Below are 21,738 nucleotides of genomic sequence, written 5' to 3'. Positions count from 1 at the left end.
TTGAATGGCGCGCGTATACGGCAGCTTTAGTAGCAGCGCAAGAGGCTTTTGTCCTTATTTTTCAAGCTGCGCCAGACTGTGTGCGTGACGAACCGCCGCTTCGCAATGCGCAGCCAGTTCTTTGCGGTTGGCGAAGTCGCTGACCTTAGCGGGTGTGTGGTAAATCAATTCGATAGACCCTTGCCGCCGCGCCCCTAGTGTTTTCAGCAGATGCGGTCCGAAGTCCATGTCGCCCCACCATCCGTAAAACCTGTCTGGCTCCCCTCGGGGCGCGTGATAGATCACCGAAACCGGCTGTACGTACATGAAGTCACGTAGTTCATCTGTGAAGAACGCCGCAAAGAGCGTTGTTTTAAAAGGTAAAACGCGCAACCCATCCGTCGATGTGCCCTCGGGGAAGAACAGCAATTTGTGACCGGCGGTCAAACGCTCTTGAAAAAGAAGCGTCTGTTCGCGCGCCTTTTTGCGGTTTCTTTCGATGAAAACCGTGCCAGTTGCGCGGGCCAGCCAACCGATGCCGGGCCACTTGGCGACCTCGGCCTTTGACACAAAGTACACTCTTTTCCGCGCGTTCAGCGAAAAAATGTCCAGCCAGGATGAGTGGTTTGCGACAACCGCGCCGCGCTGAGTCATCAACTCACCGGACGTTTGGAATCCGATGCCGAGAATACGCAGGGCATTTCGGCAGACGAATTGCGTAATGAACGGAGTCACTGGGCGACGCAGCCCGAAAAAGGGGATTTCGATCAGACGCAGGACGAGAAGGATGGCAAGGCCGCCAAGCAGCAACACAACCAACGGTACACCCCGCAGGATGGCAAGCGCCCAGCCCGAAACGCCAAGTTCGATGGGGTCAGGGGCATCTTCGCTGTGCCATGACGATTCACTCAACGCTTCATGCTCCGCTATAAATTCGCCGTTGGCGTTCATTCATGCGCGCCGTGTCGAGGATCAGGCACACATCCGTTGTGTTAAAGGTGTGGTCGATAAACGCCCCCTCGCCCACGAACCCGCCCAGTCGCAAGTAGGCTTTGATTAGGGCGGGCACTTGCACCATGGCCGCGCGGCGATCCAACGCGTCCGCGTCGACGATATTCATAGACTGAAACACGTCAGGTTGCGCCCGGACCCTTAAGTCCGGTGGGGCAAGATGGTTGTGATGCAGCATGGACAGAGGCTGCGCCAGAGCCTGCACATCGGTGCCGTGAAAGCTGGCAACGCCGAACAGAACTTCGATCTGTCGTTCTGACACATACCTCGCCAAACCATTCCACAGATGGTACATCGCCGTACTGCCCCGATAGTTGGGGTGCAAGCAGGAACGGCCCAGTTCCAACAGCCTACGGCCGCTGTCTTTTAGGACGGTCAGATCGTATTCGTCTTCGGAATAGAACTGACCCAACTCTGCGGCACGTTCGCCCGGCAACAGCCTGTAAACACCCACAGTTTCGCCGGTCTGGTCGTCGATTGCCAGCATGTGATCGAAATAGGGATCGAAGCGATCCCGCTCAAGCCCGGCCTCGTGGTCGACCATCTCTCCACCGCCGCCCAGCTCGCGCACGAACACGTCATAGCGAAGGCGCTGCGCCGCGCGCAGTTCGGCCTCTGTCTCGGCAAGTTTGACGGTGAAGGATGGGCCCGCGTCCGGCATCTGAGGTTCCGTGTTGTTTCAGCGCTGATACCGCAGGTTTCGGGGGGATGGCAACATAGGGTAGGACCGACCGGACGTTAACCTTTCCTAAACCAGTTTCACGGATCAAAGACAGGCATCAGGGCGATGCGCGATCCGTCAATCACCACTTTCCCCTGCTCGCGGAAGTTAACGGTGATTTTGCCACCGATGTTGGACTGCACCTGTCCAATGCCCCAATCGGGGAAATCGGGGTGGCGGACATACATGCCCGGTGCAAGAATGGCATTGAGGTCTGACATGACTGGGCTCCGGGTCCGGTGGCAGATACAGCAGGAGGTACGCATGAGCGCTACAGACGTCAACCTGGCCGAACTGATCGGCTCGCGGATCTGCCACGACCTGATCAGCCCAATTGGCGCGATCACCAACGGGCTGGAACTGCTGGAGATGGTTGGCGGCACGCAAGGTCCCGAGATGGAGCTGATCGCGGGCAGCGTGGGCAGCGCCGGGGCGCGGATAAGGTTCTTTCGTGTGGCGTTTGGCGCGGCCAGCGATCAGCCCTTGGGGCGGGCCGAAGTGTCGGAGCTGCTCAGGGATGTCGAGGCCGCTGGCCGCGTTCGGGTCAACTGGAACCAGACCGAGGCGGTGGCGCGCAGTCAGGTTAAGCTGGCCTTTCTGGCGTTGATGTGCTGCGAAAGCGCCATGCCCTTTGGGGGCGAGGTGACGATCCGCAGTGATGGGGAAATCTGGTCGGTGACGGGCGTTGGCGACAAGCTGAATCTGGACAGCGATCTATGGAAAAACCTGCCATCGGGACGGTTTTTCAACAAGGTCACACCGGCTCAGGTGCAATTCGCATTGCTGCCCGCGGCCGCTGCTGCGATGGGGCGGCGGGTTGCAGCGGAAACCACCTCAACCCGCGTTACTATCCGGTTTTAGGACCGGGTCGTGCCGTTGCCGCGCACCAAATATTTGAAACTGGTCAACTGAGCCGCCCCCACCGGCCCGCGTGCGTGCATTTTACCGGTGGCGATCCCGATCTCGGCGCCCATCCCAAACTCACCGCCATCAGCAAATTGGGTCGAGGCGTTGTGCATCAGGATCGCGCTGTCGAGACGTTCAAAGAACCGGGCAGCGGCCTGCGTATCTTCGGTCATGATGCAGTCGGTATGGTTCGAGCCGTACTGACGGATATGCGCGATGGCCGCGTCGATATCCGCGACGGGCTTGGCGGCGATGATACTATCGAGGAATTCCTTTCCCCAGTCTTCATCGCTGGCGGCTTGCGTGCCTTCGACGGCCAAGGCCCCCTCGGCATGAACCTCGACCCCGGTGGCCAGCAAGGCGGCGATGACATCGTGGCCCAGCGTCTCGGCCACATCCTGATGGATCAGCAGGCATTCGGCAGCACCGCATATCCCCGTCCGGCGGGTCTTGGCGTTCAGCACCACGTCGAGCGTTTTGGCCGGGTCCGCAGCTTTGTCGACATAGATGTGCACGATCCCTTCGAGATGCGCAAAGACCGGTACGCGGGCTTCGCGTTGCACCAACCCAACCAGACCTTTGCCGCCGCGCGGGACAATGACGTCGACATAGTCGGTCATTCGCAACAATTCCTGAACGGCCGCCCTATCCCGTGTGGGGACTAACTGAATAGCGTCTTCGGGCAGGTTCGCGGCCTTCAATCCTTCGACCAGGCAGGCATGGATCGCGCTCGAAGAGTGAAAGCTCTCGGACCCGCCGCGCAGGATCACGGCATTCCCTGATTTCAGGCACAAGGCACCGGCATCCGCCGTCACGTTCGGGCGGCTTTCATAGATGACGCCAATGACGCCGAGCGGTGTTCGCACGCGCTGAATGTTGAGGCCGGACGCCATGTCCCATTCGGAAAGAACCTCACCGACTGGGTCAGCCTGATCAGCCACGGTTAGCAGCCCATCGACCATACCTTGCACACGGGCTTCGTCCAGCATCAGACGATCCATCATGGCCGGGCTCAGGCCCTTTTCGCGCCCGAACTCGAGGTCTTTCTTGTTGGCTTCGACGATCTCTGCGCGACGTGCCCATACTGCATCGGCTGCCGCGATCAGGGCGGCGTGCTTACGCTCGGCACTGGCAAAGGCCAGTTCGGACGAAGCGGCCTTCGCCCGTGCACCGAGATCAGCCATCAGGGCGGGAATGCTGTCAAAATCCTTCATCTCAGGTGCCTTTCTCGTGTGTTTTTCATAGCGCCAGGTCGTCCCGGTGGATGAGAACAGCGCGGCCGGGATAGCCCAGCGTGGCTTCGATCTCTGACGACTTGCGGCCCTTGATTGCGTCCGCCTCTTGCGCGGTATAGCGGCTGAGTCCTTGGGCCAACCGCCGCGCCTGTGGGTCGATGATTGCCACAGGATCGCCGCGCCCGAAATCTCCGGTCACTTCGACTATACCCGCTGGCAGCAGGCTTTTGCCATTGCCAAGGGCCCTCGCCGCGCCCGCATCAACCACGATTTCACCACGCGGTTTCATGGCCGAAATCCAGCGTTTGCGCGCCGCGTGCGGATCGACCGTGGCGGTGAACCATGTGCAATTGGCACCATTTTTTAGTGTTTTCAGTGGGTTCAGTGGTGAACCTTCGGTGATTGCCATATCGCAACCTGCCGCCGTCGCCATCTTAGCCGCCAGCAATTTGGTTTTCATCCCACCCTTGGACAGGCCTGAACCGGCGTCACCCGCCATTTCTTCAATCTCTGGCGTGATTTCCTCGATCACGTCATAGCGTGTGGCCGAGGCATCCTGAACAGGGTTGCCGGTATAGAATCCATCCACGTCCGACAGCAGGATCAACTGATCTGCACCGACTGTAACGGCGATCTGGGCAGCCAGACGATCATTGTCGCCGTACCGGATCTCATCCGTTGCGACCGTGTCATTCTCGTTGACAATCGGCACCACGCCAAGGCTTAGCAATGTCTCAAGCGTCGCGCGTGAGTTCAGGTAGCGGCGGCGGTCGGCGCTATCCTCCAAGGTCACCAGAACCTGTGCTGTCGTAATATTGTGCGGGGTCAGCGCCTCTTCATAGGCGCGGGCCAGCCGGATTTGACCAACGGCGGCCGCGGCTTGTGATTGTTCCAGAGGCAGGGCATCCATAGGCAGCCCTAAGACACCCCGCCCTAAGGCGATCGACCCGGACGACACCAAAATGACGTCAGTCCCCTGCCCCTTGAGCCACGCTACGTCCTGTGCCAGTGAATGCAGCCAATCTGAACGCAACAACCCTGAATTTCGGTCCACCAGCAAGGCGGACCCGATCTTTACAACCAGTCGTTTCGCCGACGTCAGGGTTGCCAAGGTGCGGCCTCCTCGGCGGGTTTGTGGCGCACGCGATTGTCGTCAATTTCGGCACGTAACGCACGCAGCACCTCGGTCACGCCCAGATGCGCAACACCGGACATGGCCATGACGGGGCCGCCCACCGCTTCTTCCAGTTCGGCTTTGGCTAGTTCTTGTTCTTCGTCATCTAGTGCGTCGACCTTGTTCAGCACCGTGATCCGAGGTTTCTCGGCCAGTTCTCCGCCATAGGCCTCAAGCTCGTGAATGATGGTGCGATAATCTTCGGCCACGGATTCCGAGGTTCCATCGACCAGATGCAGCAACACAGCGCAGCGTTCGACGTGGCCCAGAAAACGATCACCAATGCCGCGCCCCTCATGCGCGCCTTCGATCAGGCCGGGGATGTCGGCGACGACAAATTCCACGTTATCCACGCCCACAACGCCCAGATTGGGGTGCAGCGTGGTAAACGGATAATCCGCGATTTTGGGCCGTGCGTTCGAGGTCGCCGCCAGAAAGGTCGATTTGCCCGCATTGGGCATCCCCAACAGACCGACATCGGCGATCAGCTTGAGCCGTAACCAGATGGTGCGGTCGATCCCTGTCTGCCCCGGATTGGCCCGGCGCGGCGCCTGGTTGGTGGCCGACTTGAAATGCAGGTTGCCAAAGCCGCCATTACCGCCCTTGGCCAGCAGCACGCGCTGCCCGACCGAGGTCAGGTCGCAGATCACGGTCTCTTCGTCTTCGTCCAGAATTTCGGTCCCAACAGGCACGCGGAGGACGATATCATCGCCATCCTTGCCGGTACGCTGCTGGCCGCGGCCAGGCTGGCCGTTCTTGGCAAAGAAATGCTGCTGATAGCGGAAGTCGATCAGTGTGTTCAGGCTGTCTACAACCTCAACCCAAACGGAACCGCCTTTGCCGCCATCGCCGCCATCAGGGCCGCCATATTCGATGTATTTTTCGCGCCGGAAGCTGACGCAGCCGCCCCCACCTGCCCCGGACCGGATGTAGACCTTTGCAAGATCGAGAAATTTCATGTCTGTCCCCTACTGCAAAGGCCCCATCGGCCACAAGTCAGAGTTTCTTTGTATATGTCCAGGTGGGCACATTTGCATCGCGCGCCACCGAATAGCTTTCCGCATCGCCTAGATATTCAAACCCACAATGGGTCAGAACCCGCGCCGAGGCAGGGTTGTCCTGAAATACACTGGCGAACATGTTGGCGTTCTCCAACGGGTTGGAGTTTACCAACGCTTCTACAGCCAGCGAAGCGACGCCCGTGTTCCAGTAGACGGGCGCGACCCAATAGCCAACCTCGGATTGGTTGCGATCCAGTCGCGTCAACGAAATCAGGCCGATAAGCTCGGGGCCGCCATCCTTGGTCGCGTCCATGGCCCAAACATCCTCGACCCGGTCATCAGACATGGCACGGGTCACAAAGGCTTCGGTCGATCCAGGCGGCAGCGGATGTGGGATTGCTGTCGTCATCCGCGCCACGCGTTCATCACCTGCAAAGTGTTCAATGAGACCCATATCCGACCGGCGCAACGGGCGCAGGTCGAACCGCTCGGTTTCTATCACCGGCTGGTTTATTATTGTCTCAAGCTTCATGAGTGCGTTCCTCCTCCGAACAACACGTAAATTGCGGACGCAACAGTGAAACCAATTAACGCCCACATCAGATATTTGCGGCCCAGACGATCTTCAACCGCATGGGCAATCCGTCCCTGAAACAGGGGCGGTATGGTGCTTGCTGCGTGTGTCATCGGGCTCATAGGTCAAAACTGTGTTAAAAACGAGAAAGGGGACCGGCATTTTCTGCCGGTCCCCCATTTATTTCTAAACCTTATGGGTTTCGGCTTACTCTGCGGCCTCCGCCACTGGCAGGACCGAAATAAAGGTGCGGTTCTTGAGTCCCTTATGGAACTTCACGGCGCCATCAACAGTTGCAAAGATTGTGTGATCCTTGCCCATGCCTACGCCTTCGCCCGGCCAGAACTTGGTGCCGCGCTGACGTACGATGATGTTGCCTGCGATGGCCGCTTGGCCACCATAGAGTTTTACGCCAAGGCGACGACCCGCTGAGTCGCGACCGTTACGGGAGGAACCGCCAGCTTTTTTATGTGCCATTCTCTCTCTCCTTAGCCTTTGGCCAGTTCTTTGGCCTGTTCAACCCATTCGGGTTTCACTTTGACGGTGTCGATAGCAGCAATCTGCTCGTCCGACAAGGCGGCCAGAGCGGCAAAGCTCTCGATACCAGCGTCGTTCAGCTTTTTGGCGGCGGCGGGGCCGACACCGTTCAGCTTGGTCAGATCGTCAGCGGCAGCAGCAGCGGGTGCTTCTGCTTTGGCTTCAGCTTTCTTCGCAGCGGGCTTTTTCGCCGCCGGAGCAGCTTCGCCAGCAGGCACGGAACCGGTTGCGGCTTTGATGCCCGACTTGTCAGCGCCCGACGACAGGATGTCAGTGATCTTGACCAGAGTCAGTTTCTGACGGTGGCCAACGGTACGCTTCGAGCTGTGCTTACGACGGCGCTTGACGAACTTGATGACCTTGTCACCTTTGATCTGTTCGATCACTTCGGCCTGTACGCCTGCGCCTTCAACGAAAGGTGCGCCAACGACCGGAGCGTCACCGCCCAGCATCAGAACATCGTTGAATTGAACTTTTTCACCTGCGTCGGCAGCCAGCTTTTCAACGCGGAGGATATCGCCCGCCTGAACCTTGTACTGCTTGCCGCCAGTCTTGAGGACCGCAAACATTGCGTCTTTCCTTTGTCTAACCGCGTTCTGTGGTCCCCTTGCGGGCATTAATGGCCTCAGCCACCTCGAACAGCGCGCCCTTTTCGGGCTGTGTGACGACCTTTCGGGGTATCCCCTTGGGTCAATAATAACGAGACCCGGCGCGGAAAATCCGGCCGGGATGCGCGCTTATCCATAGATTGAAGAGGAAAGTCAACATCAAATACGGTTTACAGGTCCGATCCGCTCAGGACATGCGAAACTGCTAGACCGAGGCGGTAATACACGTCGTCGTACATACGATTGAAGCCAAGAAAAAACGCATCATTCATGGCACGGCCCGTGTCCGTTCGCGAGAATGCAATGTTTTCACGCATCTGTGCCTCGGTCAGTGGCTGATAGGCCAAAAGCAGGAAGGAATACAACCATGTAACGGTTTCCCGTTCAATGTTGTCTTTGTCGAGAAGCAATTGCTCAATCAAGTCAGTCCCGTCACCGCCAGCATCTTCTGTGAGTGCACGGAAAAAGTTGTAGTCGGCGTTTAGGGAACTCTGGACATTCTTTTCGATCAGGTCGTTGACCTCGATATATTCGTCAATCAGCCGATAAGATTGCGAGGATCGGTCGATTGCGAAATAGCTGTCCTGCGCCATTTCCTTGATGGTTTCGTCCTGAATTGCCAATCGCGCCGAGTTTTCAAGCGAAACAATCGTTTGACCCAAGTCGCTTTCAAAAAACACGATTGCGCGGTCCAACTGGCTGTCTGTCAGGGTTTCGAGGAAAGCCATGGAAATCTGATCATGTATCCAGTCCGGATTATAGATGTCTTCTATCTGGGTGTGAAAGTACTCACCTCCTGAGTTTCCCAGAAAGGTTTCGTTCATCGTGTGCGCTTGCGCTTTACCTTCGCTTGTCAGGATGTCGACAACCTCGGACAGGCGCAGCGCCTCCATAAGGCGGTCCACTTTTTCTGCGGCACTCAGCGGAGTGATCCACAACACAGCGACGAACAAAGTGGTCAAGAAGCGCATCAGATATCCTGTGCGGGATGTAGATCCGCCATTCGTACTGCCAGCACCTCGAACTTCATCGCCATGATTTCGTACTGAATCGCGTTTAACAATTCATATACTTCCTGCATCAGGGGGTCTTCCAACGCTTCGGCATAGGCGATCACCTCGTCGTCGGAAAAGCCTTGATAGGTGTACGCCGCGCCTGCCAGTGCGGAAAGCTGCAAAGCCTGTCGCATACCGATTTCGTTTTGCTGCATCATCTGGCGCAGTTCGTCGGCGCTAAGCTGAAGGTCAATGACGCCGGACGCGCTGGCGGCCAACAGGAATCGGACCTGGATTTCCTGAAGGGCGCGCAAAGCCGTACCACTGGCGTCAATGGCCGTGTTCATGCGTTTGAGGCTTCCCACCCTCTTGGATCCCTCCTGGACCAAACTGGAAACGATTTCCTGACCCTCAAGCTGTTTGGTGTCGTCATCCTCGATCATATGAGATTCGTTCTCGGCCTCGACCAGACGCTGCCCAAGATCCGAGGCATAGAACTCGACCGCGTGGTTCAGGGCATCGTCGCTGAGTGTTTGTTCCAATATCGACACGGCCGTTTCGTGCATGTCTTCGGTGTCAAAGACCTCTTCGGTCAGGCGTGTCCAGTCCGAGCCGAATCCCTCGGGGTCAATTCCCAGCATTTGCGGTGCCGACGCCGACGCCAGCGCGATGCTTTCCAATGCGACGTCGAAACCGGTGGTGGTGAGAAAGGCTTCGATCCGGTCCCTATCCGCCGCACCAGCCGGAAGGGACAGTGTGGCAAGCGTGGCAACAAGGGCTGAAATCGACTGAAAGGCAGAGCGTGCAGAGTGTATCATGGTATCAGAGCCTAGGCGTTTTACGCCAACAGGCAATGGAAAATCCCGTCAGATTGAATTTCAGGAATTTTCTGCTTGCACCCCTGCGCGTTCCTCACTAAATCCCCCCCTCACAGACCCCCGCGGAGAGGTGCCGGAGTGGTCGAACGGGGCGGTCTCGAAAACCGTTGTGGGTGCAAGCCCACCCAGGGTTCGAATCCCTGTCTCTCCGCCACTATCCCCAAACGTATTGTGCGCTTTTTTGCCTTTGTGGCGCGATGTTGCCGGTGTTTCGCATGGGATCGGCGTTGCCCGGCTTAAACTCGCTTATTGATGACGTGGCCGAGGATTTCCCCTTGGATAATCCCTATCTTTAAGCCATCCCGGTTACACATATTTTGAGGAGATTTCGATGTCGCGTACTATCGTTTTAGGTGTAGTGGTCGCCGCTATTGGTGCTGGTATCTACTACTATTTGAATCAACCCGAGCCGACCCCAGCGGAACGGTTGCAATCAGCGGCTCAGGATGCAGGTGATGCCGTCAGTGACGCCGTGGAGTCGGTTACAGAACAGGCCTCTGACGCAACAGATCAAGCAGGTCAGGCAGCGGCGGACCTTGCAAATCAAGCTGGCGAAGAAGTGGCTGCTTTGGCAGAGCAAGGTCAGGACCTGCTGAATTCCTGGATCGAAGAAGGCACGCTGACGGTGCAAAATTTCGATTATGATGCGATGGTCGCGTCGGTCCAGGACAGCGCATTGGCGCAGGATATGAAAACGAAGGCCATATTCATTCTGGACGAAATCAAAGCCTCTCCTGAATTGTTCGCAGCAAAACTGCAGGAATTGCAGGCCTTGCTTCAGGGACAATAAAAAACGGGCCGCCAAATTGGTGGCGGCCCGATGCGTTGGCCGCGTGGCGGAGTTCCGTTAGGTAAGTCTCCGACAAAGTTGACGTAGCGCGAAACCTTTGTTTGGCTGACTGAAAACCTGACACGTACCTGGAAGTGTTTTCGCGAAGTCTTGTCAAAATTTTTGGCACGGCGTGGAGATAACACCCAAAGAAGAGGATTTGCGATGGCCGCCCTGCCCTCTAAAATGTTTGCAGTTATTCAGACGCATGACGGCTATTCGGACACAGCCTCAGGACCATTCATTGATGATGCCGCCGATTGGCTTGCGGAAGCTGATCTACCGGTACCGGTACCCGGTCCCGGACAGGTTTTAATCAAGCTGCGGGCTTCTTCTGTAAATCCGTCGGATATCCATTTCATCAAAGGTGAATACGGCCAGCCACGTGTCAAAGGGACCGCAGCGGGGTTCGAAGGCTGTGGGGATGTCGTGGCAACGGGCACAGGCGCCGAGGCGTTACAAGGGAAACGCGTGGCTTTTATTGCGGCGGGCGCTGGGGCTTGGGCCGAATATGTCGTGACACAGGCGCTGATGTGTATTCCGCTTCGACCAGATGTCAGTGACGAGGATGGATCGGCACAGATCGTAAACCCGCTGACCGCCATGGCCATGGTCGATATCGCAAAGAACTCGGGCGAGGCCTTCATCGTGTCTGCGGCGACCAGCCAGTTAGGCAAGCTGATGTGCAGCTTGGGGCGCGACCTGGGGCTAAAGCCCATCGCGATCGTTCGTCGCGCAGATGCAGTTGAAGCGTTGAAATCCTTGGGGGCGCACGACGTGCTGGTTACCTCGGATCCAATGATGCTGGAGAAATTTTCCAAGCTGAGTTCTGAGTTGAAGCCACGGGTTTTTCTGGACGCAGTTGCTGACCAGATATCTGAGCAGATTTTTTGCGCCATGCCTAACGGTGCACGTTGGGTTTGTTATGGCAAGCTCAGCACGGAAACCCCCGCGTTGACGCAGACCGGCCAGTTAATTTTTATGGGAAAGCAGATTGAAGGGTTCTGGTTGACGAAATGGATGACCTCGACCCCGCCTGAGGATCAGATACGCGTTGTTGGTGAAGTGCAGGCGCGTTTCGCTGACGGTCGCTGGAAAACGGATGTATCGCAACGGATTCCTCTTAGGAACGTGGTGACGGGTCTGGCGGATGCGCTGAAAAAGGGTGACGGCAAGGTGATAATCGCGCCATAGTAGAAAAAAGCTCTGAACAAAGGAGGAGGTTCGGAGCGCCAAAAATACCGGTTGAACCGGTAATGGGAGGTGAACTTGGATAACGCTCAGCTGTTGATCAGCGGGCTGGCGAATGGCTGTGTCTATGGCCTGATCGCTCTTGGCTTTGTTTTGATTTATAAGGCGACCGAAGCTGTGAATTTCGCGCAAGGCGATTTCATGATGCTGGGGGCCTTTGTCACCATCGGGCTTACAAACACCGAATATATGGGGCTTCCTTTCTGGATGGCGTTGCCGATCTCGTTGGGGATTATGGGTGCGCTGGGGTATTTGCTGGACCGGTTGATCATCCGAAGACTGTTCGGTGAAAGCCAGACGGCGGTTGTGATTCTGACTATCGCATTGGGTTTCGTGATCCGGTTTGCCGCGGGTTTGATCTGGGGGCACGAGCCGCAAACGCTGCAGAACCCTTTGGCCGGGAAAGAGGTCCGTTTTGGCGGCCTCGTGCTGGGGATGGAGGATGTTGCGGTTATCGTCGTCACAGTCTTGCTGACTTGGGGGCTATACATCTTCTTTAGCCACACGAAGTTGGGATTGGCCATGCAGGGGGCATCGCAAAACCAGTTGGCGGCCTATTACATGGGTATCCCCGTCAAACGTGTTCAGGGGTTTATCTGGGGGCTGGCTGGCGTGGTCGCTGGTATCGCGGGTATCCTGTTTGCCGCCAAAGGTTCGGTCGATCCAACTACGGGCCTGCTGGGGATCAAGGCCTTTGCCGCGGCTGTGATCGGCGGGTTCGGCAGCCTGCCCGGTGCGCTGGCCGGAGGGTTGATCGTCGGCGTCATCGAGCCCTTTGCCAGCCGCTACATCGCTGCAGGATACAGCCAGATTGCACCTTATGCGCTGTTGCTGGCGGTGCTGATCTTCCGCCCCAACGGGCTGTTCAGTCAGGTTCGGGTCAAAAAGGTCTAGGCATATGAGGATTGTTTTCAAAACCAACTACATGCAGGACATCCGGCCTTGGAAAGACTGCTATCAGCTTGGCCTTTACCTTGCTCTGCTGGCAGTGGTGGCGGCGGCCCCCTGGTGGCTGGACGACTTCTATCTGGGTGAGCTGACGAACGTCCTGATCTGGGCCATCGCCGGTCTGGGCCTGATGGTGCTGACGGGCCACACCGGGCAAGTCAGTCTGGGCCACGCGGCGTTTCTAGCTTTTGGCTGCTATGCCAATGTCATCCTGCTCGAGGCCGGGGTACCCTTCCTGATCGCTTTCCTGTTAGCCGGTATCCTAACAGGCATCGCCGGCGTGACGGTCGCCATCCCTGCCCTGCGGTTGCACGGTATTTACCTCGCGATCTTCACCATGGCACTTTCGATTCTGATGGATGACGTGATCGTACTGGCCGAGCCTCTTACGGGCGGTGTCGGCGGAAAATTCATCGGAGGCGTCGATATCTTCGGCCTGACGATCGACCGTTGGGGTACCCCGGTTCAATTCTTCTGGCTGGTCTTGGGCGTTACGGTTCTGGTCACGCTGGGCTATATCAACCTGCTGCGTGCACCTTTGGGGCGCAGTTTTATCGCCGTTCGCGACTCTGAAGTTTCAGCGCAGGCGATGGGTGTTGATATCGCGCGGACCAAGATGATCTCATTCGCGCTATCCTGCGCCGTCACTGGATGGGCGGGTGCGCTGATGGGGATGTTCTCGGGCGCGTTCAACAATGAAACCTTCAGCGTTGTAATCTCGATTCAACTGCTGATGATGATCGTGATTGGTGGGCTGGGGTCGATCCACGGCGCATTTCTGGGTGCTGTTGTTATCGGGTTCCTTCCGCAATTCCTGTCGATCTCAAAGGAATATGTGGGCGCTCTGTTCGGCGGCAATACCGTTGCTATTCCAGGGCTGGAGTTCGGCATCTTCGGCATGATTCTGATCGCCTTCATCTTGTTCGAACCGATGGGCATGTATGGCCGATGGCTGAAAATCCGCACATGGTTCGAACTGTTCCCCTTCTACCGCAAAGACATGTTCAAACGTCAGAAATCTTACCTCAAGACGGAGCGCCTGAGATGAGCTTGCTTGAGTTCCAGAACGTGACCCTGAAATTCGGTGGCCTGACGGCGGTGAATGACCTGTCCTTTGCGGTTGAGGAAGGCGAAGTCTTTGCCATCGTTGGCCCTAACGGCGCGGGCAAGTCGACCGTGTTTAACCTGATTTCGCGGTTCTACGATCCGTTTGCCGGGTCGATCCGTTTTGACGGGCATGATCTGCTGCAGGTCAAGCCCTCGGGCGTGGCGGCGTATGGCGTGGCGCGGACGTTTCAGAATATCGAATTGTTCGAACATGCGACTGTGTTGCAGAACCTGCTGGTCGGGCGGCATCGGCACCGCAAAACCAACCTGCTGTCCGAGGTGCTATTCCTGCCTTCGGCTCGGCGGCAAGAACTGGAAAACCGCGAAAAGGTCGAGGAGATCATCGACTTCCTCGATCTGCAGGCCTATCGCGACAAGATGATATCGGGCCTGCCCTACGGGGTGCGCAAAGTGGTCGAGGTCGCCCGTGCATTGGCCACCGATCCCAAGCTGCTGTTGTTGGACGAACCTGCCTCTGGCCTGTCGGTCGAGGAAACAACGGATATGCGTTGGTGGATCGACGATATCCGGCGACAGATGGGGATCACGGTGCTGATGGTCGAACACGATATGGGGCTGGTCTCGGGCGTGTCCGACCGGGTGTTGGCAATGGCCGATGGCGCTATGCTGGCGCTTGGCACTCCGGCGCAGGTCCAGTCGCATCCGGCGGTGGTCGAAGCGTATCTGGGGAAAGCCTCATGAGCGCGCCGATCCTGACCATCCGCAATGTCGAAAGCTTCTATGGCCCGATCATGGCCATTCGCGGCGTGTCGCTGGATGTGCATCCGGGGCAGATCGTCTCGATCCTGGGCGCGAACGGTGCAGGCAAGACGACGCTGATGAAAACCGTGTCAGGCGTTATGGACCCAGAAAAGGGCAAGATCACCTTTGACGGCGACGAAATCCAAGGATCAGAGCCGCATAAGGTCGTGCAAAAAGGCATCGTCCATGTCCCCGAAGGACGCGAAGTGTTTCCGCTTCTGACGGTCGATGAAAACCTCAGCCTCGGGGCCTATACGGCGACGGATAAGGGCCAGATCGACCATGACCGCGAGCTGGTATTCTCGTACTTCCCGATCCTCAAAGAGCGCCGCAATCAAGAGGCCGGAACCCTGTCGGGCGGACAGCAACAGATGCTGGCAGTCGGGCGTGGGCTGATGGCGAACCCGAAGATCATGCTGTTGGACGAGCCCTCACTAGGGCTGTCGCCCCTACTGGTGCAGGAGATTTTCGGCATCCTAAAACGCCTTAATGACGAGCAGAACATGACCATGATGCTGGTCGAACAGAACGCCAACGCTGCGCTGGAGCTAGCGCATCATGGGTACGTGATGGAGGTCGGGCGGATCGTGATGGATGGCGACGCAGATGTCTTGATGAAATCCGAAGACATCCAGAATTTTTATTTGGGCGTTCAGGAAGAAGGCGCGCGGGAAAACCGCCGCTGGAAACGCAGAAAGACCTGGAGGTGAGTTGAATGAATATCAGCACCCTGCCCCCTCAGACCAAGATCAACGGCGTGCAATTCAACGCCACCCCCGGACAACGCCCCGTTCTGGTGGACGAATGCCAGACCATCAGCCAGCTATTCCAAAAACGCTGTGCCGATCTGGGTACGCGCACGGCGCATCGGGAAAAGGACTTCGGCATCTGGAAAGCCTATTCCTGGGCAGATTACTGGCAACACGCAAAGTGGATCGGGTTGGCCCTGCGAAAGCTGGGTTTGCAAAGGGGTGAGGTTGTCTCGATCCTGTCCGAGGACCGCAAGGAATGGGCCTGGTTCGATATGGGCATTCAATGCGTGGGCGGGATCGCTTCGGGGGTCTACACGACTGATTCCGCCAATCAATTGAAATACTTGGTGAATGACAGCGATAGCCGGTTTCTGGTGGTCGAGAATGAAGAGCAACTGGACAAATTCCTTGAAATTGAAACCGAAGTTCCCGGCCTGTTGAACGTCATCATCCTTGAGGATGAGGGCCTGCACGATCTGGACCACGACCTTTGTATGATGATCGACGCCCTATACGACATCGGGCGTCAGGCCGAGGCCGAAGAACCCGATCGGTTCGAGGCCGAAATCGCCTTGGCATCACCGCAGGACACGGCGCTGCTGGTCTATACATCGGGTACGACGGGCGCCCCCAAGGGGGCAATGCTGAGTCATGAAAATGTTCTGGCGGCAATCGAGTGTGGCGCCAATTCTCTGCCGACCCATGAAACGGATGAGCAACTGTGTTTCTTGCCGCTGTGCCACATCCTGGAACGGGATGTGTCCGTGTATTTCCCATTGGCTGCTAAGTGCGTGGTTAATTTCGCAGAAAGCCCCGAGACTGTCTTTTCGAACCTGCAAGAGGTTTCTCCTTCAACCTTCACCGCGGTTCCGCGCGTTTGGGAGAAAATATATTCTCAGGTCCAGATCATGACGCAGGATGCAACCCCTGCTGGTCGTGCCGCTTTTGGGATGGCGTTGAAGGCGGGGCTTGCCCGGGCAGAGTACATTCTGTCTGGCCAACCCGTGCCTGCGGGTGTGGCTGCAAAATTCTGGCTGTGGGACCGCCTTGTGCTGCGCAACCTTCGCCGAATGCTCGGCATGGACAAAATGCGGCGGGGCGGTAGTGGGGCCGCTCCGATCTCGACCGATCTGCTCAAGTGGTATTGGGCCATTGGTGTGCCGTTGGTCGAAGGATTCGGTATGACGGAGACCTCTGGCTTGGCGACGCTGAATACCATCAAGGACAATAAGATCGGCACGATTGGCAAACCGGTTCCCGGCAATGATGTTCGCATCTCAGATGAAGGTGAGATTCAAATCAAGGGGCTGAACGTCTTTCAGGGATATTGGCGTAATAACGCAAAAACCGCCGAGACATTCACGGCCGATGGCTGGCTGAAAACCGGTGACATGGGGCAGATTGACAAGGAAGGCTATGTTTCCATCACAGGCCGGTTAAAGGACATCATCATTACCGCAGGTGGCAAGAACATCACCCCGGCCGAGATCGAAAGCCGACTGAAATTCAGCCACTATATTTCGGACGCAGTGGTGATCGGTGACAAGCGAAAGTTCCTGACGGCGCTGATTATGATAGATCAGGAAAACGTCGAGAAGTTCGCGCAGGATCGAAAAATTCCGTTCTCTAACTTTGCATCTTTGTGTGCAGCAGCCGATGTGAAGGATCAGATCGCGTCAGAAGTTGCAGAGGTCAACAAAGAGTTCGCGCGCGTAGAACAGATCAAGGATTTTCGTCTAATCGACGTTTTGCTGACAGCAGATGACGATGAACTTACTGCGACCATGAAACTTAAGCGCAGCTTTGTCGAAAAGAAACACGGGCACCTTATTGAAGACATGTACAAATAGACAAGGGATTACCCAAAGGGAGGAAAAACATGAGGACTCTGATCAAAGGGATGGCTGCAGCCACTGCGCTGACCGCTTCGGCGACATTCGCCAGCGCGCAAACTCAGGGCGTGACAGATGATGAGATCGTCATCGGATCGGTCAATGATCTGAGCGGTATTTTCGCTGCGGTTGGTGTGCCGTCCACCAAGGGGGCCAACGTGGTGTTTGATCGCGTGAATGCCGAAGGTGGCGTGCACGGGCGCACGATCCGGTTTGTCGTTGAAGACAACGGTTATCAGATGCCGCGCGCGATGCAGGGCTATAACAAGTTGCTGAACCGAGACAAGGTTTTTGCGATGATGCAATCATTGGGCACACCTATGAACCTTGCAGGGTTCAAGCTGTTGGATCCAAAAGGTATTCCGAACGTTGCCCCTTTGACCGCCGCGCGTCAGATGTTGCAAGAGCCGATGAAGAACAAATTCACGTCCTTCTCGACTTACTATGACCAAAGCCGTGTTGGTGTGAAATACATCGCCGACCAGTTCGGGTCGCAAAAGGTGTGCACGATGTACCTGCCCACGGATTTCGGCGAAGAAATTCTTGAAGGCAGCAAGGCCGGTGCCGAAGAAGCCGGAATTAAATTCGCCGCTGAAACAACGCACAAGCCTGATGAAACCGATTTTGTGGGATCGCTGAGCAAGCTCAAGGAAGAAGGCTGCGACATTGTAACGATGGCCTTGGGGGTCCGTCAGGTGATTACGGTCGTCGGAACAGCCAAGAAGATGGGTTTGGAGGATATGAAATTCCTCGGAACGTCGGCCAGTTTCCTGACCGTGGTCGCTCAGGTACCTGGCGGAGTGACCGACGGGTTTTATGCCGCCGCCTCGTGGCAGGACCTGTGGGCGCGTGCGGAGGAACCTGCCCCGGCCGCCTTTATCGAGGAATACAAAGCCGCAACCGGTGAAGACCCTGTAGGATTTTCGATGCTTGGCTACGCAGCGGCTGAAATGATGGTCAAAGCGCTGGAAGCCGCAGGGCCCGATCTGACGCATGACAGCTTTATCGCCGCTATGGAGTCGTTGAACTACACAGATGAGTTGGTTGGGAATGAGATCACCTACGGTCCCGACGATCACCAGGGTGCGGATACCGTCTATGTCAGTGTTGTTGACAACGGCGTCTGGAAAAAAGTCTACGAAGAATAACCGTTCCAAAGAAAAAGGGCTCGCAGACGCGAGCCCTTTCCAATTCGATATCCGCAGCGATTAACGCTTCGAGAACTGGAACGAACGACGCGCTTTGCGCTTACCGTATTTCTTACGTTCCACAACGCGGCTGTCGCGGGTCAGGAAGCCAGCGGCTTTCAGTGCGCCACGCAGCGACGGATCATAGAGTTGCAGTGCTTTCGAGATGCCGTGCTTGACCGCGCCGGCTTGACCGGTCAGGCCACCGCCTTTGACGGTTGCAACAACGTCGAACTCACCTTCTACACCGGCAACCTGGAAAGGCTGGCGCAAGATCAGCTGCAGAACGGGACGAGCGAAGTACTTGTCCTGGTCTTTGCCGTTGACAGTGACCTTGCCGGAACCCGGCTTGATCCAAACGCGGGCAACAGCGTCTTTACGCTTGCCGGTGGCGTAGGAGCGGCCCAGCTCGTCACGCACGGGCTCACGTGCGATGACTTCTTCGGCCACGGTTTCAACGCCTGCGACGGCGCTCAGCTCTTCGAGAGTATTGATCTGATCAGCCATCGGTCATTAGCTCCGGGTGTTTTTCTTGTTCATGGACTTAACGTCCAGAACTTCGGGCGCTTGCGCCTCATGAGGGTGCTCGGCACCGGCATAAACGCGCAGGTTGGTCATCTGCTGACGCGCCAGACGGTTGCCCGGCAGCATGCGCTTGACCGCTTGGGTCACGACGCGCTCGGGGTGTGCACCCTCGAGGATCTGCTGCTTGGTGCGGGATTTAATGCCGCCCGGGTGACCCGTGTGCCAGTAGAAGTTCTCTTCGCGCTTCTTGCCGGTCATCTGGATTTTGTCAGCGTTGATCACGATGACGTTGTCGCCCATGTCCATGTTGGGTGTGAACGACGCTTTGTGCTTGCCACGCAGGCGCATGGCGACGATCGAGGCAAGACGACCCAGAACAACGCCTTCTGCGTCGATCAGGATCCATTTCTTGTCGATGTCTGCAGGTGTTGCAGAAAAGGTTTTCATGGCAGGATAGTCCTGTTTGATGTGAAAGACCGCCCCAAGACAGAGCGGCCCGAATTCGATGGAGCGTATCTAGAGGGGCGCGTGGTGCACGTCAACAACGTTAAGTCTAATAAAATTGTTTAATAACAATGATTTGAAAAATAGGTATTATTTTACCCCATGATTAGACGCTGATTTGCTCGGGTGGATTGTCCAACAGGGATCTCAGCCGCTGCATTGCCTCTTCAAACCGTTCCAGAGAGACATGGCCGTTCATTGCAATGCGCACCGCGTTTGGGGCGCGACCGTCACGCAATGCGAACTCGTCGGCTGACCTCAGCTGTATACCTTCCCGCTCGGCAGCGCGGCTGAAGGCGGCGGCGCGCCAACCTGAGGGCAAATTAAGCCACACAAATGGCACATCCGGCGCCCAGCTCAGGTCGAAACCGCCAAGAGCGTTGACAGTCACGCGCACGTATTCGCCCATTTTCAGGCGCACATCCTTTGCGATCCGTCGGGTTCTTGGGTCTGACAACAGTAACCGAGTCAATTCCGCCAGAGGCTGTGCAAGGCCAAAATACCCGTATTCCGCAGATCGACGCAGATCGACACTTCGTTCCCGCGGCGCGATCGCAAAGCCAACCCGCAATGCCGGTGTCAGCGTTTTTGAGATTGACGACACATGCCACCCGCGTTCCGGTGCTAGTGCGCGGTAGCTGGGTTCGCGGGCATCGCCCATGCGATAGCAGTCGTCTTCGATGATTTGCAGATCAAAGCGGCGGGCGACTTCCACGATTTCCTTGCGCCGCTCCAGCGGAGCGTGGGCGCCAGTTGGATTCTGCACCTCGGGCGAAACACAGACGGCTTGCGCGGCGGTTTGGCGCAAAACTTGTTCCATGGCTTGTGGATCAATCCCCCACTTGTCCATTTTCACGCCGACAACTTCGGCGCGCATCAACTCTCCGGCGCGGCGAAACCCTGCATAGGAAAGGTCTTCGACCAGAACGACAGGTTTAGGTCCACGCAAGATGGTTTGAAACACAAGGCAAAGCCCGTTCTGGCCGCCATGTGTCAGTACAATGTCTTCATGTGACAGCGCCCCCAACGGCAGGTCTGACAACCATTCGACCACAGTTTGTCGTACGGATTGATAGGCGTCGCGGGTCGGATAGTTCAGGAACAGCCCCGGATCTGCCTGCGAAACCTTGTTAAGGCATTCCCGGATAAGGGTCACCTGCCCCACATCTGCCAATCGCGGGCTGAACAAACTGACATTGGCATTGTATTTGTCGTCCCGCAGATGCAACTGCCGCGCCCAGACATCGTCCAGAATCGGTGACTTCGGAGGGGCCACGAATGTACCACGCCCAACTTCGGCTTGTAACAATCCCTCATCAGTCAGAATCGTGTATGCTCGTGCAACGGTCCCGGGCGTGATTTGTAACCGATACGCCAACTCACGGACCGGTGGAAGCTTGGCTCCGACGTCCAGTAACTTGTTATCAATGGCTTTTCGAATTGTGTCGGCCACCAATGTATACTTGGGGCCTTTGGATTTTGGCAGTGACTCCGGCCAAATTGTATCCATTACAATTCTTCCTTTGATTTCGACACAATTGGAAATGTATCAATCACACATACCGAACATATTACGTTTGTGTCAATACAATTGAAAGGATACCCACTATGACACGCGCAATGCACACCCCCGCCCTTTTGCTGCTGAACGACAGCCCTCGGCTGCCTTTGATCGCTGCGCTGGCCGTGCGGTTTGCGGCGACTGTCACCAAGTGGGAACGTCAACGCCGCAGCAGGGTCAATTTGTCAAAACTGGATGATCGGATGCTGCGTGATGTCGGGCTGACCCGCCATCAGGCAGACCGCGAGATCAATCGTCCGTTCTGGCACGGATAGGTTTTCCCCAGTCCCATAAGGGACCTCTTCCTTGGCCGGGCTCGCCCGGCCATTTTTTATCCAAAAGATTCGGCAGAAGACCCTTCCGGCGGAAGTGAATACGTCATTGTGGCCCGGGCAACCGGCTTGTCCGAACCTACCGAATACATAAGCACATCCCCGACCGCCAAAGTCCTTCCAAGCTTTAGCAACCTGCAACGGGCAATCATGTCCTTGTCTCCATCTGGTTTGCGCATGAAATCCATCGAGCATCCTGTTGTAACCGCAAGGGACAATCGCCCCTTTCGCGCAAGGATGAGCGCGTAAACGCAGACATCCGCCAAGCCGAACATCGAGGGCCCCGATACGGTTCCGCCCGGCCTCAGGTGCCTGTCCTCGACGACGAGTCGCATGACGATCGTATCTTTTGTCACGTCTTCAACGACAAAGTCATCCTGTACCTGCGGAAACACCTGCGCCATGTAATCCGACAGCTCTTCGCGGTTCAAAACCAACGACATACTTCCCCTCCTCGAATTGCCGACCT

General features: G+C 56.7%; 26 protein-coding genes and 1 tRNA gene. 11 read left to right on the top strand and 16 right to left on the bottom strand.

All coding sequences use genetic code 11. From position 1 onward, the window contains the following. Positions 1 to 54 precede the first annotated feature (54 nt). The 3 genes from GOX73_RS04255 to GOX73_RS04245 all read right to left on the bottom strand — a co-directional run bounded on the left by GOX73_RS04255 (position 55) and on the right by GOX73_RS04245 (position 1,932). Positions 55 to 930, bottom strand: a complete 876-nt coding sequence (locus tag GOX73_RS04255; protein WP_171125059.1) for a 1-acyl-sn-glycerol-3-phosphate acyltransferase — start codon at positions 928 to 930, stop codon at positions 55 to 57. Beyond that, positions 896 to 1,651: a GNAT family N-acetyltransferase gene (locus GOX73_RS04250; protein ID WP_171125061.1), complete on the bottom strand. Its 756-nt coding sequence runs from the start codon at positions 1,649 to 1,651 to the stop codon at positions 896 to 898. The genes GOX73_RS04255 and GOX73_RS04250 overlap by 35 nt, the downstream gene beginning before the upstream one ends. A gap of 98 nt (positions 1,652 to 1,749) precedes the next feature. Beyond that, positions 1,750 to 1,932, bottom strand: a complete 183-nt coding sequence (locus GOX73_RS04245; RefSeq protein WP_170388360.1) for a DUF3553 domain-containing protein — start codon at positions 1,930 to 1,932, stop codon at positions 1,750 to 1,752. A gap of 43 nt (positions 1,933 to 1,975) precedes the next feature. On the opposite strand from GOX73_RS04245, the gene GOX73_RS04240 reads away from it, so the two are divergent. Continuing rightward, the gene (locus tag GOX73_RS04240) at positions 1,976 to 2,572 is read left to right on the top strand and encodes a histidine phosphotransferase family protein (protein WP_171125063.1); all 597 of its coding nucleotides are present in this window, start codon (positions 1,976 to 1,978) and stop codon (positions 2,570 to 2,572) included. On the opposite strand, the gene GOX73_RS04235 is transcribed toward GOX73_RS04240, so the two are convergent. The 9 genes from GOX73_RS04235 to GOX73_RS04195 form a co-directional block, all read right to left on the bottom strand. Next, the gene (locus GOX73_RS04235; RefSeq protein ID WP_171125065.1) at positions 2,569 to 3,831 is read right to left on the bottom strand and encodes a glutamate-5-semialdehyde dehydrogenase; all 1,263 of its coding nucleotides are present in this window, start codon (positions 3,829 to 3,831) and stop codon (positions 2,569 to 2,571) included. The genes GOX73_RS04240 and GOX73_RS04235 overlap by 4 nt on opposite strands. Positions 3,832 to 3,856: 25 nt before the next feature. Then, a complete protein-coding gene (gene proB, locus GOX73_RS04230; protein WP_171125067.1) occupies positions 3,857 to 4,963 on the bottom strand; it encodes a glutamate 5-kinase in 1,107 nt (368 codons plus the stop codon). After that, positions 4,951 to 5,985 (bottom strand): GTPase ObgE, encoded by a 1,035-nt coding sequence (obgE, locus tag GOX73_RS04225; RefSeq protein WP_171125069.1) that lies wholly within the window; start codon positions 5,983 to 5,985, stop codon positions 4,951 to 4,953. Before obgE ends, proB begins: the two co-directional genes overlap by 13 nt. Positions 5,986 to 6,022: 37 nt before the next feature. Beyond that, positions 6,023 to 6,559 carry a GNAT family N-acetyltransferase gene (locus GOX73_RS04220; RefSeq protein ID WP_171125071.1) on the bottom strand — a complete coding sequence of 179 codons (537 nt, stop codon included), beginning with the start codon at positions 6,557 to 6,559 and terminating at the stop codon, positions 6,023 to 6,025. Then, positions 6,556 to 6,714 carry a hypothetical protein gene (locus GOX73_RS04215; protein WP_171121419.1) on the bottom strand — a complete coding sequence of 53 codons (159 nt, stop codon included), beginning with the start codon at positions 6,712 to 6,714 and terminating at the stop codon, positions 6,556 to 6,558. Before GOX73_RS04215 ends, GOX73_RS04220 begins: the two co-directional genes overlap by 4 nt. Before the next feature lie 94 nt (positions 6,715 to 6,808). Beyond that, the gene (rpmA, locus tag GOX73_RS04210; RefSeq protein WP_010440093.1) at positions 6,809 to 7,078 is read right to left on the bottom strand and encodes a 50S ribosomal protein L27; all 270 of its coding nucleotides are present in this window, start codon (positions 7,076 to 7,078) and stop codon (positions 6,809 to 6,811) included. A gap of 11 nt (positions 7,079 to 7,089) precedes the next feature. Beyond that, a complete protein-coding gene (locus GOX73_RS04205; RefSeq protein WP_171125073.1) occupies positions 7,090 to 7,707 on the bottom strand; it encodes a 50S ribosomal protein L21 in 618 nt (205 codons plus the stop codon). 209 nt (positions 7,708 to 7,916) lie between these two features. Beyond that, entirely contained in the window at positions 7,917 to 8,717 is an 801-nt protein-coding gene (locus GOX73_RS04200) for a DUF2059 domain-containing protein (protein ID WP_171121417.1), read from the bottom strand. Next, the gene (locus tag GOX73_RS04195; protein WP_171125076.1) at positions 8,717 to 9,559 is read right to left on the bottom strand and encodes a DUF2059 domain-containing protein; all 843 of its coding nucleotides are present in this window, start codon (positions 9,557 to 9,559) and stop codon (positions 8,717 to 8,719) included. Before GOX73_RS04195 ends, GOX73_RS04200 begins: the two co-directional genes overlap by 1 nt. A 124-nt stretch (positions 9,560 to 9,683) precedes the next feature. Here GOX73_RS04195 and GOX73_RS04190 point away from each other — a divergent pair. From GOX73_RS04190 to GOX73_RS04150, 9 genes are all read left to right on the top strand, one after another. Further along, positions 9,684 to 9,773, top strand: a tRNA-Ser gene (locus tag GOX73_RS04190). 177 nt (positions 9,774 to 9,950) lie between these two features. After that, positions 9,951 to 10,409 (top strand): hypothetical protein, encoded by a 459-nt coding sequence (locus tag GOX73_RS04185; RefSeq protein WP_171125078.1) that lies wholly within the window; start codon positions 9,951 to 9,953, stop codon positions 10,407 to 10,409. Between the two features lie 204 nt (positions 10,410 to 10,613). Next, positions 10,614 to 11,642 carry an alcohol dehydrogenase catalytic domain-containing protein gene (locus GOX73_RS04180; protein WP_171125079.1) on the top strand — a complete coding sequence of 343 codons (1,029 nt, stop codon included), beginning with the start codon at positions 10,614 to 10,616 and terminating at the stop codon, positions 11,640 to 11,642. Between the two features lie 75 nt (positions 11,643 to 11,717). After that, positions 11,718 to 12,593 carry a branched-chain amino acid ABC transporter permease gene (locus GOX73_RS04175; RefSeq protein WP_171125081.1) on the top strand — a complete coding sequence of 292 codons (876 nt, stop codon included), beginning with the start codon at positions 11,718 to 11,720 and terminating at the stop codon, positions 12,591 to 12,593. Positions 12,594 to 12,597: 4 nt separating this feature from the next. Next, entirely contained in the window at positions 12,598 to 13,695 is a 1,098-nt protein-coding gene (locus tag GOX73_RS04170; RefSeq protein ID WP_171125084.1) for a branched-chain amino acid ABC transporter permease, read from the top strand. Then, positions 13,692 to 14,456 carry an ABC transporter ATP-binding protein gene (locus tag GOX73_RS04165; RefSeq protein ID WP_171125086.1) on the top strand — a complete coding sequence of 255 codons (765 nt, stop codon included), beginning with the start codon at positions 13,692 to 13,694 and terminating at the stop codon, positions 14,454 to 14,456. Before GOX73_RS04170 ends, GOX73_RS04165 begins: the two co-directional genes overlap by 4 nt. Beyond that, positions 14,453 to 15,226 (top strand): ABC transporter ATP-binding protein, encoded by a 774-nt coding sequence (locus GOX73_RS04160; RefSeq protein ID WP_171134795.1) that lies wholly within the window; start codon positions 14,453 to 14,455, stop codon positions 15,224 to 15,226. The genes GOX73_RS04165 and GOX73_RS04160 overlap by 4 nt, the downstream gene beginning before the upstream one ends. Positions 15,227 to 15,231: 5 nt before the next feature. Continuing rightward, on the top strand, positions 15,232 to 17,118 hold the full coding sequence (locus GOX73_RS04155; protein WP_171125090.1) for a long-chain fatty acid--CoA ligase: 1,887 nt from the start codon (positions 15,232 to 15,234) through the stop codon (positions 17,116 to 17,118). Between the two features lie 29 nt (positions 17,119 to 17,147). Beyond that, positions 17,148 to 18,308 (top strand): ABC transporter substrate-binding protein, encoded by a 1,161-nt coding sequence (locus GOX73_RS04150; protein ID WP_171125092.1) that lies wholly within the window; start codon positions 17,148 to 17,150, stop codon positions 18,306 to 18,308. 60 nt (positions 18,309 to 18,368) lie between these two features. On the opposite strand, the gene rpsI is transcribed toward GOX73_RS04150, so the two are convergent. From rpsI to GOX73_RS04135, 3 genes are all read right to left on the bottom strand, one after another. After that, positions 18,369 to 18,854 carry a 30S ribosomal protein S9 gene (gene rpsI / locus GOX73_RS04145; RefSeq protein ID WP_170388395.1) on the bottom strand — a complete coding sequence of 162 codons (486 nt, stop codon included), beginning with the start codon at positions 18,852 to 18,854 and terminating at the stop codon, positions 18,369 to 18,371. Between the two features lie 6 nt (positions 18,855 to 18,860). After that, the gene (gene rplM / locus GOX73_RS04140) at positions 18,861 to 19,319 is read right to left on the bottom strand and encodes a 50S ribosomal protein L13 (RefSeq protein ID WP_039536983.1); all 459 of its coding nucleotides are present in this window, start codon (positions 19,317 to 19,319) and stop codon (positions 18,861 to 18,863) included. 163 nt (positions 19,320 to 19,482) lie between these two features. Beyond that, positions 19,483 to 20,886 carry a PLP-dependent aminotransferase family protein gene (locus tag GOX73_RS04135; protein WP_171125094.1) on the bottom strand — a complete coding sequence of 468 codons (1,404 nt, stop codon included), beginning with the start codon at positions 20,884 to 20,886 and terminating at the stop codon, positions 19,483 to 19,485. Positions 20,887 to 20,984: 98 nt separating this feature from the next. Here GOX73_RS04135 and GOX73_RS04130 point away from each other — a divergent pair, with 98 nt between their 5' ends. Continuing rightward, positions 20,985 to 21,212 carry a DUF1127 domain-containing protein gene (locus tag GOX73_RS04130; protein ID WP_171121406.1) on the top strand — a complete coding sequence of 76 codons (228 nt, stop codon included), beginning with the start codon at positions 20,985 to 20,987 and terminating at the stop codon, positions 21,210 to 21,212. Between the two features lie 56 nt (positions 21,213 to 21,268). Here GOX73_RS04130 and GOX73_RS04125 read toward each other — a convergent pair whose 3' ends face one another. Further along, positions 21,269 to 21,712: a PaaI family thioesterase gene (locus tag GOX73_RS04125; RefSeq protein ID WP_171125096.1), complete on the bottom strand. Its 444-nt coding sequence runs from the start codon at positions 21,710 to 21,712 to the stop codon at positions 21,269 to 21,271. Between the last annotated feature and the right edge of the window lie 26 nt (positions 21,713 to 21,738).

It is taken from the genome of Ruegeria sp. HKCCD7221, assembly GCF_013031225.1.
Classification (GTDB): Bacteria; Pseudomonadota; Alphaproteobacteria; order Rhodobacterales; family Rhodobacteraceae; genus Ruegeria.
Note: the sequence above shows the minus strand (reverse complement) of the source record. Positions and strands in the feature narration are given on the sequence as shown.